This is a genomic window from Comamonas testosteroni, assembly GCF_030505195.1.
In the GTDB taxonomy this organism is placed as follows: Bacteria; Pseudomonadota; Gammaproteobacteria; order Burkholderiales; family Burkholderiaceae_C; genus Comamonas; species Comamonas testosteroni_G.
Genome location: NZ_CP129672.1, coordinates 672740 through 690423 on the forward strand (window position 1 = coordinate 672740; position 17684 = coordinate 690423).

General features: G+C 60.9%; 17 protein-coding genes. 7 read left to right on the forward strand and 10 right to left on the reverse strand.

Annotated features, from left to right (window positions below):
* Nucleotides 1-786: 786 nt before the first annotated feature.
* The gene (locus QYQ99_RS02970; RefSeq protein ID WP_302091354.1) at nt 787-1347 is read right to left on the reverse strand and encodes a TetR/AcrR family transcriptional regulator; all 561 of its coding nucleotides are present in this window, start codon (nt 1345-1347) and stop codon (nt 787-789) included.
* Nucleotides 1348-1544: 197 nt separating this feature from the next.
* On the opposite strand from QYQ99_RS02970, the gene QYQ99_RS02975 reads away from it, so the two are divergent.
* The 4 genes from QYQ99_RS02975 to QYQ99_RS02990 all read left to right on the forward strand — a co-directional run bounded on the left by QYQ99_RS02975 (nt 1545) and on the right by QYQ99_RS02990 (nt 5019).
* A complete protein-coding gene (locus QYQ99_RS02975; protein WP_302091355.1) occupies nt 1545-2600 on the forward strand; it encodes a sugar phosphate isomerase/epimerase family protein in 1056 nt (351 codons plus the stop codon).
* A 36-nt stretch (nt 2601-2636) separates the two neighbouring features.
* A complete protein-coding gene (locus QYQ99_RS02980) occupies nt 2637-3521 on the forward strand; it encodes an alpha/beta fold hydrolase (protein ID WP_302091356.1) in 885 nt (294 codons plus the stop codon).
* 2 nt (nt 3522-3523) lie between these two features.
* On the forward strand, nt 3524-4477 hold the full coding sequence (locus tag QYQ99_RS02985; protein ID WP_302091357.1) for an alpha/beta hydrolase: 954 nt from the start codon (nt 3524-3526) through the stop codon (nt 4475-4477).
* A 287-nt stretch (nt 4478-4764) separates the two neighbouring features.
* The gene (locus tag QYQ99_RS02990; RefSeq protein WP_302091358.1) at nt 4765-5019 is read left to right on the forward strand and encodes a hypothetical protein; all 255 of its coding nucleotides are present in this window, start codon (nt 4765-4767) and stop codon (nt 5017-5019) included.
* 904 nt (nt 5020-5923) lie between these two features.
* Here QYQ99_RS02990 and QYQ99_RS02995 read toward each other — a convergent pair.
* On the reverse strand, nt 5924-6589 hold the full coding sequence (locus tag QYQ99_RS02995) for an SOS response-associated peptidase (protein WP_302091359.1): 666 nt from the start codon (nt 6587-6589) through the stop codon (nt 5924-5926).
* A 65-nt stretch (nt 6590-6654) separates the two neighbouring features.
* On the opposite strand from QYQ99_RS02995, the gene QYQ99_RS03000 reads away from it, so the two are divergent.
* Nucleotides 6655-6876: a hypothetical protein gene (locus tag QYQ99_RS03000; protein WP_302091360.1), complete on the forward strand. Its 222-nt coding sequence runs from the start codon at nt 6655-6657 to the stop codon at nt 6874-6876.
* Between the two features lie 231 nt (nt 6877-7107).
* Here the strand turns inward: QYQ99_RS03000 and QYQ99_RS03005 are convergent, their stop codons facing one another.
* Nucleotides 7108-7881, reverse strand: coding sequence for a hypothetical protein (locus QYQ99_RS03005; protein WP_302091361.1), 774 nt, complete (start codon nt 7879-7881; stop codon nt 7108-7110).
* A 252-nt stretch (nt 7882-8133) separates the two neighbouring features.
* Here QYQ99_RS03005 and QYQ99_RS03010 point away from each other — a divergent pair, with 252 nt between their 5' ends.
* Together QYQ99_RS03010 and QYQ99_RS03015 are read left to right on the forward strand one after the other, a co-directional pair.
* Nucleotides 8134-8667: a hypothetical protein gene (locus QYQ99_RS03010; protein WP_302091362.1), complete on the forward strand. Its 534-nt coding sequence runs from the start codon at nt 8134-8136 to the stop codon at nt 8665-8667.
* A 111-nt stretch (nt 8668-8778) separates the two neighbouring features.
* Complete coding sequence (locus QYQ99_RS03015; protein ID WP_302091363.1) at nt 8779-9030, forward strand: hypothetical protein; 252 nt, start codon at nt 8779-8781, stop codon at nt 9028-9030.
* On the opposite strand, the gene QYQ99_RS03020 is transcribed toward QYQ99_RS03015, so the two are convergent.
* The 7 genes from QYQ99_RS03020 to QYQ99_RS03050 form a co-directional block, all read right to left on the reverse strand.
* A complete protein-coding gene (locus QYQ99_RS03020; RefSeq protein WP_302091364.1) occupies nt 9031-9840 on the reverse strand; it encodes a hypothetical protein in 810 nt (269 codons plus the stop codon). It abuts the gene before it with no gap.
* A gap of 3 nt (nt 9841-9843) precedes the next feature.
* The gene (locus QYQ99_RS03025; protein ID WP_302091365.1) at nt 9844-10461 is read right to left on the reverse strand and encodes a GCN5 family acetyltransferase; all 618 of its coding nucleotides are present in this window, start codon (nt 10459-10461) and stop codon (nt 9844-9846) included.
* Between the two features lie 70 nt (nt 10462-10531).
* A complete protein-coding gene (locus QYQ99_RS03030) occupies nt 10532-10819 on the reverse strand; it encodes a hypothetical protein (protein ID WP_302091366.1) in 288 nt (95 codons plus the stop codon).
* 1 nt (nt 10820) lies between these two features.
* On the reverse strand, nt 10821-11255 hold the full coding sequence (locus QYQ99_RS03035) for a hypothetical protein (RefSeq protein WP_302091367.1): 435 nt from the start codon (nt 11253-11255) through the stop codon (nt 10821-10823).
* A gap of 10 nt (nt 11256-11265) precedes the next feature.
* On the reverse strand, nt 11266-13110 hold the full coding sequence (locus tag QYQ99_RS03040; protein WP_302091368.1) for a pyocin knob domain-containing protein: 1845 nt from the start codon (nt 13108-13110) through the stop codon (nt 11266-11268).
* Nucleotides 13111-13127: 17 nt separating this feature from the next.
* Complete coding sequence (locus QYQ99_RS03045; protein WP_302091369.1) at nt 13128-16001, reverse strand: phage tail tip fiber protein; 2874 nt, start codon at nt 15999-16001, stop codon at nt 13128-13130.
* Nucleotides 16001-17680 carry a hypothetical protein gene (locus QYQ99_RS03050; protein WP_302091370.1) on the reverse strand — a complete coding sequence of 560 codons (1680 nt, stop codon included), beginning with the start codon at nt 17678-17680 and terminating at the stop codon, nt 16001-16003. Before QYQ99_RS03050 ends, QYQ99_RS03045 begins: the two co-directional genes overlap by 1 nt.
* Nucleotides 17681-17684: the final 4 nt, after the last annotated feature.

The following is a 17684-nucleotide window of genomic DNA, read 5'->3' on the forward strand; positions in this document are numbered from 1 at the left end:
TGATGCTCTACAGAACTGCCATCCAACCTCCACCAACAGGGTTAGGCTAATCCCGGCCATTCTAACTGCCAGCTTTTCCATTGCCGCTGTCCAGCCAGTGCATCTTGCATAGAAATACCCCGAACAACCTTCACCTCCAGTCGCAACAAACGCCAAAACACAAAGAAGGCTTACTACTGCCAAAGCCTTCTTTGCGCCTTGGTGGTGGGCACTGGATGCCCCGAACCGCCGACCTACCCTGCGAAAATTCTCATATCTCCATAGATATCAGCCCCTTGCAGCAGTCTCCAACTCTCCTGACCACCCACACTCGAAAATGACACACACGCACTCGACTGCCAAGACATGCACTGTTTGATGCCTGGTCCAGACAATGGAAACTGCTCGCAGAACGCCCTAATCCAACACTGCCCGGCGTCCTCCCTGGCCTGGTCGCAGGCATCTCAAAGACGACACCCTGAGCGCCTTGATGGATAGCATGACCTCGCCGTCACCGCTCAAGAGCGGTCATCCGGAGGCCGATGCAGGTGTGGGTCAACGACGGCTTTCCGGTGAGTGACGCTCAAGCACCAATGGAGCGTGCTGCAGTGGCTTGGCTCGAAGTGAGCCGCCACGGGTGCCCACGCACCCTCACCGAACCATTGTGCAAGCCGCTGGCAGATCCCTTCCATGGACTCTGTGCCCGGGCCATCTGCAGGGCAAGATGCGCTCAGGAATCAGCCTTTGCCCCGCTTGAACAAGCGCCTGGCTCAATTGCCCACAAACTCACCCTAGCCGCACTGCAACTCAAGGCTTCAGGGCCGGGCACAACGCTTGGTCCAGCACCCCCATAGCGGTCGCGGAAGCAGCCAGCAGGCGCGGGCGCGACACGCCGTCACGAGCCTGCACTGAGATACCGTGCAAGTGCGTGGCATAGAAGTCGCCCAAGGACTGCACATCCGCATCTTTTCGCAACTCGCCCTCGTCCATTGCGCGTTGCAGTCGGTCGATGATGGACTGGGTTCGCTGGCGACGGTGCACCGCCAGCCAGGCTGCCACTTCCTCATTCTCTTGCGCAAAATTGGTCGCTGCCATGACAACCATGCAGCCTTGTGGCCGGCTTGGTTCCGTGTAGGTGGTCGCTGCATCGCGCAGCATGCGTGATAGGGCGTCACGCACCAATGACTCTTCGGCCAGGGCCCGATCGGCAAAGCAGCCGGCCCCGGACTCATAGCGTTGTATGGCTTCGCGGAACAGCGCCTGCTTGCTGCCAAAGGCAGCATAGATGCGGGCCGAGGCGATGCCCATGGCCTGCACCAGGTCGGCCATGGATGTGCCCTCGTAACCGCGCTGCCAAAACGCCAGCATGGCGCACTCCAGCGCCTGGTCCCGATCAAATTCCCTGGGTCTTCCAGCCATCTTCCTTGTTCCTCTCAAAAGTCGGTGCGGCATCTTAGCGGCGTGTCATCCACGGCGCAGCACACCTATCTGTCGAAAACGACTGCGTTTGCGTGATACCATTCTTTGTCGATCAACAAACAATACCTCAAAGCAAGGAAAAACACATGCAGACAATCAAGGGGCCAAGCCTTCATCTTGCGCAGTTCGCCGATGACAAGGCACCGTTCAATTCGCTGGAGGACATTGCGCGCTGGGCCGCGGGCGTGGGCTTCAAGGCCTTGCAGATCCCGGCCTGGGACCAGCGCCTGTTCAACGTGGCCACCGCCGCGCAAAGCCAGGCCTACTGCGACGACGTCAACGGCATGCTTGCCTCGCACGGCCTGGTGGCCAGCGAGCTGACCACGCACATCTTCGGCCAGCTCGTCGCCGTGCATCCTGCCTACGACGCCATGTGCGACAGCTTCGCCCCCGAGGCCCTGCGCGGCAATCCCCAGGCGCGCACGGCCTGGGCGCTGGAGCAGCTCAAGTGCTCGGCCCGCGCCTCGCGCCGCATGGGCCTGACGGAGATGGGCACGTTCTCGGGCTCCTTCGCCTGGCCCTATCTGTTCCCGTTCCCGCAGCGCCCAGCGGGCCTCATCGAGACCGCCTTCGAGGAGTTGGCGCGCCGCTGGCGCCCCATCCTGGACGCCTGCGACGAGCAGGGCGTGAACCTGTGCTACGAGATCCACCCCAGCGAGGACCTGCACGACGGCACGAGCTTCGAGCGCTTCCATGAACTGGTCGGCCAGCATGAGCGCTGCAAGATACTGTTCGATCCCAGCCACTTCGTGCTGCAGCAGCTGGACTATCTCGACTACATCGACATCTACCGCGAGCACATCCGCATGTTTCATGTGAAGGACGCGGAATTCCTGCCCAGCGGGCGCCAGGGCATCTACGGCGGCTATTCCTCTTGGTTGGAGCGGGCGGGGCGCTTCCGCTCTTTGGGTGACGGACAGGTGGACTTCAAGGCCATCTTCTCCAAGTTCGCCCAGTACGACTACCAGGGCTGGGCCTCGCTGGAATGGGAGTGCTGCCTCAAGGACCAGGAGGACGGTGCACGCGAAGGCGTGGACTTCATCAACCGCCACATCATCCACGTGACCGACAAGATCTTCGACGACTTCGCCGGCGCCCCCGTGGACCAGCGCCAGATCAACACCATGCTCGGCATCGCCTGAGCCCCCGGCTTCCGAATCAGACCAGGAAACAGACCCATGAACGCTCTCCCCTCCACCCTTGCGCACGCCCAGGACGATTTCACCCACGACTACGTGCGCATCGACGGCCGCCGCGTCCACTGCATCACGGCCGGCCAGGGCTCGCCGGTGCTGCTGATCCCGGGCTGGCCCCAGACCTGGTATGCCTGGCGCCATGTCATGCAAGCGCTGGCTGCGCAGGGTTTTCAGGCCATTGCCGTCGATCCGCCGGGCACCGGTTTTTCGGACCGACCTGAGACGGGCTACGACACGGGTGCCATCGCGCAGACCCTGCACCGCACCATGCTGGCGCTGGGCCACGAGCGCTACCAGGTCGCGGGCCACGATGTGGGCATGTGGGTGGCCTATGCGCTGGCCAGCGACCTGCCCCAGGTCGTGCAATCGCTTGCGCTGACCGAGGCCGTGATCCCGGGTCTGGCTCCAGAGCCCAGCATCTTCGCGCCGCCCGAGCAGAACATCTTCCTGTGGCATTTCATGTTCAATCAACTGGCCGACCTGCCCGAGACTCTGATCGCGGGCCGCGAACGCGCCTATCTGGAATTCATGTTCAATCGATGGTCACTGAGGCGCGATCGCGTGGCCGTTGATACCTATGTCGACGCCTATGCGGCACCGGGCGGGCTGCGCGGCGGCTTCGCCTATTACCGGGCGATTCCCGAGACCATTCGACAGAATCGTGAGCGCGCAAAGCGCCCTCTTGGCATGCCCGTGCTGGCCATAGGCGCCGAGCACGCCACAGGCGATGCGCCGCTGACCACCTTGCGCGGGCATGCCCATGATCTGTCCGGCGTGATCGTGCCCGATTGTGGCCACTTCATCATGGAGGAGGCGGCCCAGGCCTTCATCGCCGAACTGCTGCCGTTCTTGCAAAGGACGCGGTAATCATGCCTCTGAACCCTGATATTGCCCACTACCTGCTGGAGCAGGCCCGGATGCCCCAGCCCTCGACTGCGCCCACGCTGGCGCAGTTGAGGCAGGCCACTGACATCGGACTGCGTGCACTGCATGGGCCGGCCGAACCCGTTGCGCGCACGGGAGATTTCACGCTGCGTGCGCGCGACGGCGCACCGCTGCGTCTGCGTGTGTACTGGCCGTCGGCATCCGACGCGCCCCAGCCTGCCCTGGTCTTCGCGCATGGCGGGGGCTGGTGCCTCGGCTCCATGGAGCTGTACGACAACCCCTGCCGTGCGCTCGCTGTTGCGACGGAGGCGGTGGTGATCTCGGTGGACTACCGGCTGGCCCCCGAGCACCGCTTTCCGGTGCCGCTGCAAGACTTCTGCGACGCCTTGAGCTGGACCTTCGAACAGGCCGAAAGGCTTGGACTGGACCGCAGCCGCATCGCTGTGGCCGGAGACAGCGCGGGCGGCAACCTCGCTGCAGCAGCCTGTCTGGCCGCCAGGCATGGAGATGGTTGGGGTGCGGGCGGCGCGCCGAGCATTGCCCACCAACTATTGCTGTACCCGGCACTGGACGCCGCCATGGACTCCCCGTCCTTCGATCTGTTCGGCGATGGCTACGCCCTCACCCGGGCGACCATGGCGTATTGCTACGAGGCCTATCTTGCAGATCCTGCGCAAGGGCGACTGGAGCAAGTATCCCCGTCACGCGCCGAAAGCCTGGCCGGGTTGCCTCCAGCCACGGTGATCAGCTGCGAGTATGACCCGCTGCGCGATGAAGCCGAGGCCTATGCCGCTCGCCTGCAGGAGGATGGTGTGCTCGCGACGGCCGTGCGCCTGCCGGGCATGATCCATGGGTGCATCCACATGCTGGGGCTGGCCCCGGCAGCGCGCCAACTGCTCGACATGGCAGGCATCGGCGTTCGACGGGCGCTGCGCTAGGGGCAGTCCATCCATCCTCTGCCGCGTCTTGACGACAAGGCTGCACTGCGCCGGCCAGCCCAACCGGCTTGCCGGCGGCGACCTGCGCGTTCGGCGCATTGCCGCCCAAGCTTGCCCAAGGTATCGCGGCATGAAGGAGCGGTCATGACCAAAGCCTCTCAAGCCGGCGGCTGCGAGCAACCAAGATCGGCCTGAAGCCGAGGTGGGCGTCGACCGGTCACCATTGCGCTTTTGGCCGTATCCCGTTGGACGCCAGGCACGCCGGCCGGCTCTGAGACAATTGCGCCATGACCGATGAATCACCGATCAACACCGTCCACAAACGCGTTTGCCAGACCTTCCTGCGTCACTGGAAGGCCCACAACAATGCCTACCCCAAGCTCATCAAACTGCCGCCAGAAGAGCTGCGGCAGTTCAATCACGTCAACTCTTTCGGCAAGCCCAATGAGTTGTGGGGAGTCCCCATTGAAATCGACACCAGCACCACAGGAGTGATGATTGCGGTCGATGGGACGGAAATGCCTTTGATCGAAGGTTACTGAGAGTCTGCAAGACCAAAGCGACTCCTTTGCTGCATTCCTTCACTCAGGAGGACTGAGGCAGATGAGCGCTTTTCAGTTTGCCGTGGCTGGTGTGGCATAGCTCCATTTGAGGTGGAGCTTTCCCCAGCCCCGGCCCCAGACCTGGTTATGCAACGGCCACCGTCTGCGGCGCGCCCAGCCCTGTCAATCGATTGAGGATGGATGCGCGAACATTGAGCTCGACGACTTGATGCTCAAACCGATTCACTCATCGAGCGAGGCTATCGCAGTTGAGCGCAGGAGTTATGCAACAACGCCAGCTGAACAGCCCGCCACCAAGCGGGCTTGTTTTCTGGAGCCCGTGCCTTCCTCTCAATAGATGCAGCCCGGCCAGGCGTCGTGGGCTTTTCTCAAGCGGCCATGAACTCCCCTGCCGAGCGCCACGCCAAGCTCAGACAGGTTGGTCAGCCACGATTTCCGGTTGGTAGAGGCGGCTTGTGGCGGCTATTTGGGTTGGTAGAGAGGGCAAAGAAAAAGGGCTTAGATTGCTCTAAGCCCTTGATTTCTTTAGTTTTTTAGTGGTGGGTCCTGACGGTCTCGAACCGCCGACCTACTCCGTGTAAAGGTTTACACTTGGTTTATAAATCAAAGGCTTACAAAGCACACCAACTCTTCTTACCAACTCCGAGCGCCTATTCATGCAATAAACAACAATAGGCCGCCACAAGTCGCCACAACGCCCAATTTCAACTCAACCGCTGCCGAGCGCTCGCTGCAGCTTTTCGAGAGCATTCAGAGAGCAGTTTTATGGCGATTCGTGATTGTGAGCAAGTTGTGGAAAGGCTGAGCCAGCGGTGCGCTACACGGTGAATTTATTCAGAGCCATTTGCACCTATCGAGAGCATCTGGCAGGCAGGAACCCAGCCTATGCTGGGGCAGCATCGAACACGCCGACCGGCGCCAGGCGCAGTAGATCGGACGCCTCTTTCTGGGTTCCCGCCAGCCACTGGTCCACATCCTGCATCTCAATCGGGATCACGCTGCGCTTGTCCTGATGGTCCGCCGGCAGCTTGGGGTCTGGCTTGTGCATGCGACTCATCAGGGGATGTGAGTCAGCATTGATGGTCAGCATGGTGTAGCTCTCCACCAGCTCTCCGGATGCTGGATCCTTCCAGCGATTACACAGCCCGGCCAGCGCCCACGGCGCGCCATCGGCCCGGCGAAATCTCCACCACACGTTTTTGCCAGTCTCCCAACACGGCTCATCAAAGCTCCAGGCGGGAATGATGCAGCGCTGGCCGCGCGCCCAGGGTGCCTTGTAGCTGGGCTTGTCTGCCAGCTCCTCCGAGCGCGCATTGTTGGTGCTGTACTTCAGCACCCGCTCTTTTGCGAACCAGGGGATCAGGCCCCATTGCCCTACCGCACCCTCGATGCTGTAGCCGGGGTCATCGACAGCGCGGCGCAGAAACGGGCCAGACGCGCGCGGAAAGATGTCGAGCCGCTCATCCTTCCACCAGCCCGGAGACTCCCGACCGATTCGGAAATGCCGCTCTATCTCGATCTCGGAGGGGGTGTTGTAGCGGTTGCACATAAGTGCATACTAACAAGTCGGATTTCTTAATGCCTGTATAAATATACAGTCATCAAGAAGACTCCATGCACATCGAACATCACTACAACTGGCGCTATCAAGACCATCTCGGCAAGTGGCGCACCACCAGTTACCTCTGCTCCGAAGAGTCGATCAAAAAGGAGTTCCCAAGTGCCACCCCGGTTCAAGGAACGCTCAGAGTCGTCGAGGTGACCGACACGCTGGACGAATACTGGGAGCGCACGCGCCAAAACACCATGCCGGGTGTAGTGCGCAAGCCGGAATGATGATGATCGGTGAGGACTGGCACCCCACCCTGCTGCACACACCGGGCCGATACGGATATCCCATTGCGCGCATCCTGCCTGGCAGCGCCAGCGACTACATCACAGAAGCAGTCCACCCAGGATGGGTGCTTGTCTTCACCATCGAGGGTGGTCTTGTGTTCTTTGGGCCAGGTCCGGCAAGCGTGACGCGCTCCCCTGCCCCTTTTTGAGCGATGTAAATCGTACTTCTAGTCAGTCGTCAGTCATCAACGCTTCATAGTCTTGTGCACTGATTTGGATTTTCTTGACATCGGAGACAACCTTACTGCTTCCGTCCGTGTACTCCACCTTAATGCTGCGAATTCGATATGACTGAACAACATCCGTCATCCACATGTAGTCCTTAGAGTAAGAAGCCGTTTCACCAGGTGCAATTGGACCAATTCCGCGCAGCGTCGGTGACGCCCCCCCTCGTGCGTTACCTAAGACCGGGTCACCGACAGCATTCAGCCCAGCAACAGTAAAGGACACATACTTAATTGTCTTTTTGCTCGAGTTCAAAACCGTCGCTTTAAAGCCTGTTCCCTCCGTGTAATCACTGACGTCAAAGATGCTTGACTTAAAAAGCGTTATGCCGTGCTTGCCAGTCGCATCTATGGCTGCAATTGCCTGATCCAGTTCGTTTTTACGTGCAATCAGAGAGAACCTCCGCCATTTTTCAGTACTGGCCTCGATTTGATCTGGCTCTATCGCGGCGACACGTTTTTCATTCTCATTCGTCATGAATACAGCATCGACTGGTACTAAGCGCTCATTTCCGGCGTATAGAACCTCGAAGAAATCCGTAGTGACATTTCCTCCATAGCGCGAAACGCAGGACACCTTACGAACCACAACAACAAGAGCTCGATTAGGTAGTTTTTTCGGCACTTCAAGCGTGCAAGTTGCAGATAAACGAATTCCAGCGTCTGCTGTCCTTTTAAGCATGCCTAGGGCTGGCTCAACAGCCGGCACAGTTGTAGTCACACCAAGTACTGGCGCAGACTCATTAGAGGTCTGTGCGAAGACAAGGGGCGAAGCACACGCCACGATGAGGCCTAAAACTGGCTTGAACAAAATTACCCCTCAGTAGATACGATTTGTTTCAATCATACCCAAGTGAGGAGAGTTACTTTCAACCGGAAAAAACAGCTAATTGCGATTGCTGAGAATTCAAGAGTCCAGCGTTACCGACCCTCTGCTACATTCCCTCACAAATACAGAGCAGCAGAGGGAAACATGCAGTCAAAGAACAGTGCGCTTGCAGTGCGCCTCAACATCAAACTTGTACTCGCCGCCACAGTACTGATAGCTACCGTTGGCGCCCATGCACAGAGCTCTTGGCGCATGGATAAGAAAGGCGCTGCAGGCCCAGTAGCGGTGCTCGATCTTCCCGCTGAGGGCGGAAACAATCGGGTCGCAATGCTTGCATACGAATATGCACGCCGATGTTCGCCACTATTCACCTACGCTGAGATAAAAGGCCGGCAATTTGGTGCAGGCGAGAAGCAAATGGCCTTGCCGTCCGGCCGCGCCTTTGGCAGCGTGAATGGCAACAGATACACCGGCCCGGGTGCAGTATCTGTGTATGCAAATGCCGTAGAAGTCGGATTTGGGATGCCACAGGACATGGCGCAGATTGTGACCTTCGGCAAGGTCACGTCGCTGTCTTTCGTTACCCCAGCAGGAAAGGAAGTGTCCATTCCTACTCGCGGGCTCTCGGAAGCAGCTGGTGCAGCCTTTGAAGCATGCGCTCAAAGGGTTGGTCGATAGCCTGCGAGCGGCATCCACACTTTTCGCAGTGACCTGTATGCATCGAAAAAGCCCGTCTCAACGACGAGCATGCGCTCTGCTACATTCCTTCACATAGGAGGAATGAGAGAGATGAGAGCTTTTCAAATCGCTGCTGTTATTGCTGCATGCGTCGCCCTGTCCGCATGTGCAAGCAAGCACGAAATTACATCGTCTACACCGCGCACAGTTGAGATCAAGGGAACGGCCTGGGACTTTGCAGACAATCAAAAAGCATTTGATCTGGCCCAAGCCCAATGCCAGAAGCAGGGGCGGCATGCCGCGCTTGCCAAGGATGGTGGCTCCAAGCCAAACGCTTGGTGGGTTTTCGACTGCGTTCTCTAATTACTTTTTCCCAAGCCAAGCAGATCCGATCATCCCTGCCGCGCTCCCGAGCCCGCCCCACAGCGAATTGCTTGAGGATCCAGCAGCGATCTGGTTCTGATTGATCTGGCTATAGGTGTTCGCGGCCCCAGCCAATCCTGCCAGGGCGCCTGCGTACCCTGAATTCAGAATCCCCTGCCCGCTCGTGGCCGCGCCCAGTCCAGCATTGGCGCTACCCACGGCACCCGCACCGATTTGCGATGCGATAGAGGCATTTGTGCCCTGGCTGCTGGCGATATTGCGGCCCAGGTTGGCCGCGTCCATGCGCCGGGCATAGCCCTGCTGCTCCACCGCTTTCATGGCGGTATTCGCCGCGCCGGCCTTGGCTTTGGCCGCGCCAATGTCCAAAGCTCCGGCCATGGCCATCACCTTGCCGCTGGCGGGGTTCACCCCCGAGCGCTCCATGGCGCGCATCGTGGCTCCGCGCTGGGCAGCGATACTGGTTTCCACGTCGGCGCTCGCGCTGGCAGCCTCGGCCGCGCGACGCTCCGGAGTGTCATAGGCCTGGGCATCTGCTACCAGCTTCTGCTCGAGCGGGCGATAGGTGCTGGTGTAGTCCTCGTAGCCTGCCTGGGCCACCTTGTTCTGCAGGTTCTGGGCTTCCAGCTGCGAACGGGATACCTGGTCGGCAATAGCCGTGGCCGTTGCGCGTTCATCAGCCGTCTCGCCGTAGATCTGCTTTGCCCAGTCCAATTGTTCCCTGGACAGCTGCGCCTGCATCAGGGCGGCCGCGTTGGCCCCGGAGTTATCAACCTTGGTGCTCTTTCCCATTGCTCAGTCCTTTCCGGCGCGCTGCGCCCGCTCCTGGCCGCAGCCAATCCGTTTCGAGAATCCCGTGTGGGTGATCTGCCCACCCACAAACCGCGCCAGGCGCCCGGCATTGTTGGCCTCGCGCGAATGGCAGCTCATCTGCACGCGCCCCAGGTGCTCCAGCACCCGCTCGGCATAGCGCCACAAATGAACCACCGTCAGGCCGCCGCGCGCGCCCTGCTCTATAAACAGCATGTCGTCACAGGCCACCGGCTCGCCAGTATTCAGGTCCTGATAGAGGTTCAGCCAAACGCTGCCCAGCAGCACGCCGTCGCGGCGCACGGTCAGAATCAGCAGCTGTCCGGAGCGCTCAATCTGGCGCAGCTCATCCCACTGCACTTTGGCCGGCACGCCATGGGGCAAGGTTTCCTCGAGGAACCGCAGGCGCTGCGCGGCCAGCTCGCCGGCGGCCGGATCCGGTCCCAGCTGCTCGGCCTGGAACACCAGGTCGCCGCGCCGCTCCACCGCCACCGCGCCCACGGACAGATCCGGCAGGCACTCGGCCACCACCTCGCGCGCCACATCGACGGTCAAGGGCTGTCCGATACGTTTGGCCAGGGCCACAGCAAGCAATCCACGCATTGGTTCTCCAGCGCCAGCAAATCCGGCAGGGCAAATGAAACGACGGCCCAGCACAAGATTCAAGGGGGTATCAGAAGACTGCCCAGAACACCGCTATGCATGCAGCCATAGGCACAAGAGCATCCAGCACACTGCCCTTACTCCAGGCGCGCGAATCAAACCCACCCCACCAGGGCATGCCCGTGCGATGCCCTCCAGCAAATGCCTGAATCCATCGGTACTCGGCCTGGGTGTGCTCGCGCGCCAGCCACCAGCTGCAGGCCAGCGCGCCACCCAACCACCAGTTACCCACCGCCAGGCCGACTAGGGCCTGTGCCAGCAGGGCGATCAGGGCGTGAATCAGTGGCGTCCAGTCCATATCAGGCGACTCCTTCAACTATTTGCTGAGGAGGTGCATCGAGTTGCTGCTGCAGCGCGGCAATCGTGGCCTTCTGCGCCTCAATCACCTGCTCTTGCTGGGTGGTCAGCGAAGTTGCCGCCTCCAGCTGTGCACGCTGGTCGGCCAAGGCCTGCGTTGCATCAGCAAGCGCGGCTTGAGCCTGGTCCAGCTGTGACTGGCGTTCGGCCAGCGAGGCTTTCAAGGCCTCGACCTGAGCCAGAGCTGCAACAGTGGCCGCACCCAGTACATGGTCCAGATCCTGGCCAGTGATCGGCAGAGGCTCGCTAATCGATGCGCCGGGCAGGATGGTGTTGCCATCCAGGATTTCAGTAATGGTCTGGTGCTGGGCACCGATCGTCCCGTCATCACGGTGCAGGATCTGGGTCCAATAGGGGCGCGTGCGCTTGGTAAGCATGTGAATTCCTTCAGGAGACAGTGGTCGAGGTGTTGAGGATTTGCCAGACCGAGCCATTGCTGCGGCAGCGCTTGGAGCCGCCCGTGGCATTGGTCACATCGATTTCATAGCCGTTGAAGGCCGAGGCACTGGGCAGAGTGGTCAGCGTGTATTGGCCAACCCGTAGCGGCCCAGAAGCCGCCAGGCTGCCGCCCACGAACAGGTCACCCGCGATGCCAACACCTCCAGAGACACGTAAGGCCCCGGTCGTGGAGCTGGTGCTCGCGGTCGTGTTGGTGATGTTGAGCCAGCCTTCAATCTGGTTCTGGGTGTCTCCGCTGAGCCGAAAGCCCCACTTCGTCGCGAATGTGCCGGTGTACGTGCCCCGGAACAGGTGGGCGGTATCTACCGTGCCTGCACTGTTGGTGACGGCAGAGCGCACACCCTCCACTGTGCTGATGGTGTTGCCCACATTGTTGTTCTGCACAAAGCCAATCACCCCGATGGAGTTGGTTACGGACCCGGTGCCCGTGTGATTGCAGTAGCAGTACGCGCCGTAAGCGAAGTTCAGAGCAGTGGTTTTGCCGGCGCTATCTGTCGCCTGCGCATGCACCCCACGCAGCTCAGTCGCCTCCCCCGCATTCCCCATTGTTGTCGCGCTTCGGGCTTCAATAAGCGAGCCCATGACTGTGACTGCAAACGAGCCTTTGTCCTGTGCCGTCATATCGCCGGTTGCGCGCAACCAGCCGCCACGGTAGGTATGCGAGGCCGTCAGCGCGCCTGGGCCAGTGCTGATATCAACCGAGATGCCTCGCACATCCACATTGGGGTCCATTCCAGATGTACCGGCAGCCAGCAACACATTCGAGCTGGCGGTGGCGCTTCCCAGTGCCAGGCGGTTGGACCAGATGCCGAGCGACAGAAAGGACGCGACCGATACCCCGGCATAGGACACACCAATGGCGCCCGCAGGCTTATAGAAGCCAGTGGACTGATCTGCAGAGAAGCACAGTGACGGTGCGGCCACGGTGCCTGCATCGATCAGGATACGCTCGGCAGACGTGCTGCTGGTGAGTATCTGATCCCACAGCGTCCAGACGCCGTTATCGCTGCGCGTGCGCGTCCAGATTTTGGGGAGCGCCCCGCTGCTGTAGCTGGAGACGACCTGGCGCACGCGTACAGATCCGCCGCTCGATCCGCCCGCGTCGTACACCGCCATACCGAAGGCACCGCCACCCAAACCCGCAGGCTTGTTCAGAATGGTCGCACTGACGGAACTGGCGCCACAAACATAGTTGCCGGGCGCCGTCAGGTCGTTGAGGTTGGCATTACTGGCGATAGGCGTGGCGGCAATATTCTGCTTGGCATCAAGTGCCCCCTGAACGGCACTGCTGATAGGGGCCTTGGTCATGACGTTTCCCGACGGCGTGCCATCGGCAGCGATGCTCAGATGCGCAATGCCGGCCGTAACCAGCTGCAGGACATTGGCCCCCGGCATATTGATGCCAGTGTCCTCATCTGCAGTCGCGCGCAGGCTAGGTGCAGCCACGGTCCCAGCTGCAAACTTCCCTTTACCCGCCGTATCGCGCACCGTCGCGTAGCTATTGACAAGCTCTGCCGCCTGAGCGGCCAGGTCACGGATATAGCTTTGCGTGGGCATCACCGCATAGCTCTGGTTCGCGGCCGTCGGCCCCTTGTAGTTGGGGCTGACGCGCAGGCTGGTGCCGCTCACGATGGACGTGATTTCATATACCTGCGAATCAGGGCCCAGGAAGGTCTCACCAATAGACACCGCATCCACCCATGCGGTGCCTGTTCCGGTGATAACGTTACTGTTGTTGGTCACCGTGACGGTGCCCGTTCTGTACCATGCCATTTAGCAGTCCTTCATGGTTATCTCTTGATCGAGATGGTGGTGATCTTGATGTTGTTCAGCGAGCGCTGACCTTCGGGCGAATTGCGCGAAATCGGTGGCATGTTCACGAGCACGCGCGTAGCCCCCAGGGGTACGGCGTACAGAGGGGTGATGACGTAGTTGCCTATCCCTTGAAAGACCTCAACGGACGTAGACCCCATGTAAGAGCCATTGGCGTAAAACAGCAGCTCTACGCGGGCATAGGCCCCCGGATAAACAACGTTCACAAGCTGGCTGTCTTCTCCGCTGCCTCTATAGGCATTCAGATACAAGCCATCGCCGCCAATGTTGTTCAACCACTCCAGGTAGATGATGTTTTGATACGCAGCAGAGACTGCGAAGTCATCGAGCGTTCTGCTGGTGGAGACAAAAAACGCAACGCTTCCAATCCAACGTGGAGCTACCGCAGTGATCGCTCCACTCCTAATCTGCAAGGTGTCAATGACATCGACCTGCTGGACCGTCATCACACCGCCAACGACCCTGAAAGCTGGCGTGTAGATGTCCCCTTCGGCGGTAACTTGAAAGTATTTGCTGTTGTTGGCATTACCGATCAGCAGCCCGTTTGGCCCCAGGTGGAAGCCACTTTGCCCGGCTGCAGGCCACCCATAGCCCGTAAAGGCGCCGCCGTTGATCTGCCCTCTGATGTTGAGCTCGTTGAAATAAGCCTGTCCGTTGGCACGAATCGCCCAGCCCAAGCCGCCCGGCCCATAGACGTTGTTCCAGTTGCTGGAATGCAGTTCATTGCTGGCAATCGTGATACCCCCCACCTGCCCTGCCCATGCGTACACAGTGCCGCGCACGATGACGCCCGAGAACTCGGCCATGCCGTCCGGGCGCAGCATCCAGCCACTCGAACCTGCCACGTAGTTGCTCGACTTCAGGCTGCCGCCGATCACGCCATCCCCGGCCGTGAGTTGACTGGCACTTATAGCCGTGGCTTGAATCTTGTCCGCCAGCAAGGTGCCGAAGCGCCCGAAGAGCACCGTCACGTTGTTGATGTAGGCAGCATCCATATAGACACCGGCCGGAACCACCACCCCATTGATGGTCTGCGCCGTGGTCTGCACCGAGAAAGGCTTGACATTGCTCACCCCCACTGGCGAGCCGCTGGGCGCCGCGATCCAGAACGAATTCGCCATCACGCCATAGTCGATGCGTGGACCGGACTCCTCAGAAGAGGTACCCGAGATGGCAACGCCGCCCACCACCAGCTGGCCGCCCTGCGAAAGCTGCATGCGCAGCGAGTACAGGGCGCCCAGGTATCCAGTCTGGTCCGTGCGAACGGACTTTTCTTCGGCAATAGCAGCAGACACCTCCCCGAGATCACCATCGATCCGCGCAGCCAAATGCTCCCGCGCCGAGGCTTCAGCAGCGATCTCTGTAGCCCGCACCTTCGACTCTTGGGACAACGCCGCAGCTTGCTCATCCACCGTGGCCGCAAGCTCGGTGCGGGCCGTGGCTTCAGCAGACAGCCCCTCCTCCACCTTGGCTGTGAGCTCTGTACGGGCAAACGCCAGCGCAGTGTCGGCCACATTGCGCGTCTGCTCGCCACTCAGGATGTCGCGCAACAAGGCCTCAGCGGACTTCTGCGCATCGCGCTCGGCCTTCTTGACGGCAATCACCGTCGCCGTGATGGCTGGCGCATCGATGGCGCTCAGCTGAATCTCAGCGCTGTTCATGCGCTCATTGAGCAAGCCCTGATCCGCTTCATACTCAGCCCGCGTGACACGCAGCGCGATCTGACCATTGAGCGCATCCAGATTGCTCTCGGCGGCAGTGAGGCGCACCATGGCGCCCTGCAGCTCCAAGGCGCTGGCCTTCTGAGATAGCTGGCCGTTGATGCTGTCGAGCTGTTGAGTGACTTCGACAATGCGGGCATCCAGGCCCTCATAGAGAATCAAGTCTGCAGGCGACAGGGTGGCATTGGCGATTGCACCATCCACATAGGCAGTGGTGGCCTTGAGCACCAACTGCCCCTGCACCGCATCGAGCAGCACCTGAAGCGTTGTCACATGCTCGTTGGTCTGCTCCAGGCCATAAATCTTGACCTGGCCCGTTGCCGGATCGACATACACGCCGGCATCAGTGATGCGCTCGAGCGCCTTGTCGGCGGCCAGTGCCGCCTCCAGCAATCCCTCGGCCATCTGGTTGATGTTGCTGCGCACGGACTGATTGAGCGCATCCTGCTGCTGAGCCGCTGAAACCAGGCTGCGCCCAAGCGGGCCATCCTCCTTGTCCAAAAGGTCTATGCGACTTCCCAGATGTTCATAGAGCTGGCTTTCAGTGATTTTCCCCTGCAGCGCATCCAGCAACTTGGAAACGTCTTGGCCAGTTTCAACCCCAAGACCATTGACTCCACCAGCGGGCGCAACCGATAGCACACCATCCGCGCTCAGCCACTTGATCCACAGCCGCCATTTAGTAGCTGGATTGGTGGAATAGCTCGCAACGATCCCGGCAAACCTCATGAGCTCTACTGCTTGGTCAAAAGTTGGCAGCTGCGAATCAGGCTGGTGGATGACGCCATACACCACCGTCATTCCATGGCCGTGCCCTTGTGTATAGGCTGGCGCATCGTGCTCAATGACGATGTTTGAAATTGCAGAATTTGCAACAAAACCCGTTGGAGTCGGTGGGGGAGTCAAGTCTGGCTGATACTCTCCCGCACCACCGGGCACCAGGCCGCCACCCGCCGCCGGCTTGGCAATCCCGGAATCAATCAAATCCCTGGCCGTCAGTGCCCGGCCATTGCCGGCGCGGCCCATCAGCACGCGCAGCTCCTCGGTCACGCGCTGGTTCCAGTTCGGCGCGTTCGTGCTGGGTAAATCCTTGCGGGGGGTGGTAGCCATCAGCGCAGCTCCTCCACCGCCTGGGCCAGGGCCACGCCCTGCACCGCCTGCTGGCCCGACAGATCGATCTGCCAGGCCCGCGCAGGGATGGGCGGCAAGCGGAAGGCTTCAGGCCCGGGCGCCGACAGCGTGAACTGCACCCCGCTGCTATTGCCCGAGCTCACCGCCACACAGCGCGGGCCGAAGGTTGCGATATGCGCAGCCACCTCGCGCGCACTCAGCTCCAGGGCATTGAGCTTAATCGTCACCGGGTAGCCGTCTGCCACCACCTTGCACCAGCCAAAGCTGGCCGGCGCCGGCATGGCAAACACCTTGGACACAAAGCGTGCGCTCATCAGCGCCGCGCCCGCATCCCATTTGCGCACCTTGGTGCCATCCAGCACATACAGTGCATCCTGCAGCCGGTCCAGGTAGAGCGCGTCATAGCCTTTTTCCAGGTAGAAGATGCCCGAGGGGTTGATCGGATCCACCAGAAAGCCGCGCCGCACGCCGCCGGCGTCGGTATAAAAGCCCAGAAACAGGCCTTCATACAGGCCCGCCACCATGCCGGCTGGGTTCATGGCCTGCCAGTCATCGCGCGTCAGAAGCCCGTTCGTGATCAGCTTGGCGCCGCCGGCGCCGTAGTAGGCCAGGCCATCCGGTGCCGGCCAGGCCACGCCATGGCCAAAGCTCACCACCGCCAGCGGTGCCAGGCAGGCCTGCCCCACCTCCAGCGGCTGCTCGTCCAGGCTATCGGGCGAAGTCCCGGCCACCAATACAGGGTCGGCCGTGGTCAGCACCAGCAACCGCTGCCCGAAGGTGGCCAGCGCCAGCGGCTTGGCATCCGGCGGCAAAGTCTCATAGGCCATAGGCCAGGCATAGGGCTTGTAAGCCTCGCAATAGCGCACCGCATTGCCGCTGATGCCCGCCATCATCCCGTTCCACATGGCCGTCAGGTACGACAGGTCCTGGGGCGGCTCCAGCCACTCCACCGTCTCCAGCACCTCGCCCAGCGTGCGCCTGTCATCTGTGGTGCTCGCCACGCCTGCAGCAATCTCGCGCAGAAAGAAGAATTCAGCGGTCCCTGTTGTTCCGGTCTGAGTGCGGTAGATCCGCACGCGATTGATGGCAAACGCACCAGAAGGTGGCCCGAGAATGGCCGAGATATTGACCGTCGCATCGATGGGCACCGTCAGCGCGGCCGACACAGGCCCTGGCGCGCTCTCCTCGCCCTTGTCCGTCACAAAGGTGTAGACGTAGTAACGCACTTCGGTTTCCGCGCTACTACCTCCTGACACTTGAAGGATGGGCGCTGCAGTGGGCGCGGGCACCCCCAGCTTGCGCCAGGCCGCCGGATAGGTGCCACCGGCCAGCGCAATCGTGTTGTCCGTCCACTTGGGGGAGCCATCGCCCGAGTAATAGGTTCGCTCGGTCGTGTCGTCGGCAACCATGCCGCGCACGGCATGCACAATGCCCGTCCAGGACATCCAGTACCGCCCATCCTCGGCCACATCGCGGCCAAAGCGGTAAATGGTCTTGCGGCCGGCCGGCACCGTCGCCACATCCAGCGGATCGCGCCAGGGCCGGAAGTCGCCGCGCCCCGGCTTCTGGTTCCACGAAACCGTGCCCACCGTCTCCGGCAGCAGCTTGGGGTGCGGCGCATTCACGGCGCCAGAGAAACCAGAAACCGTAACCTTCATCACC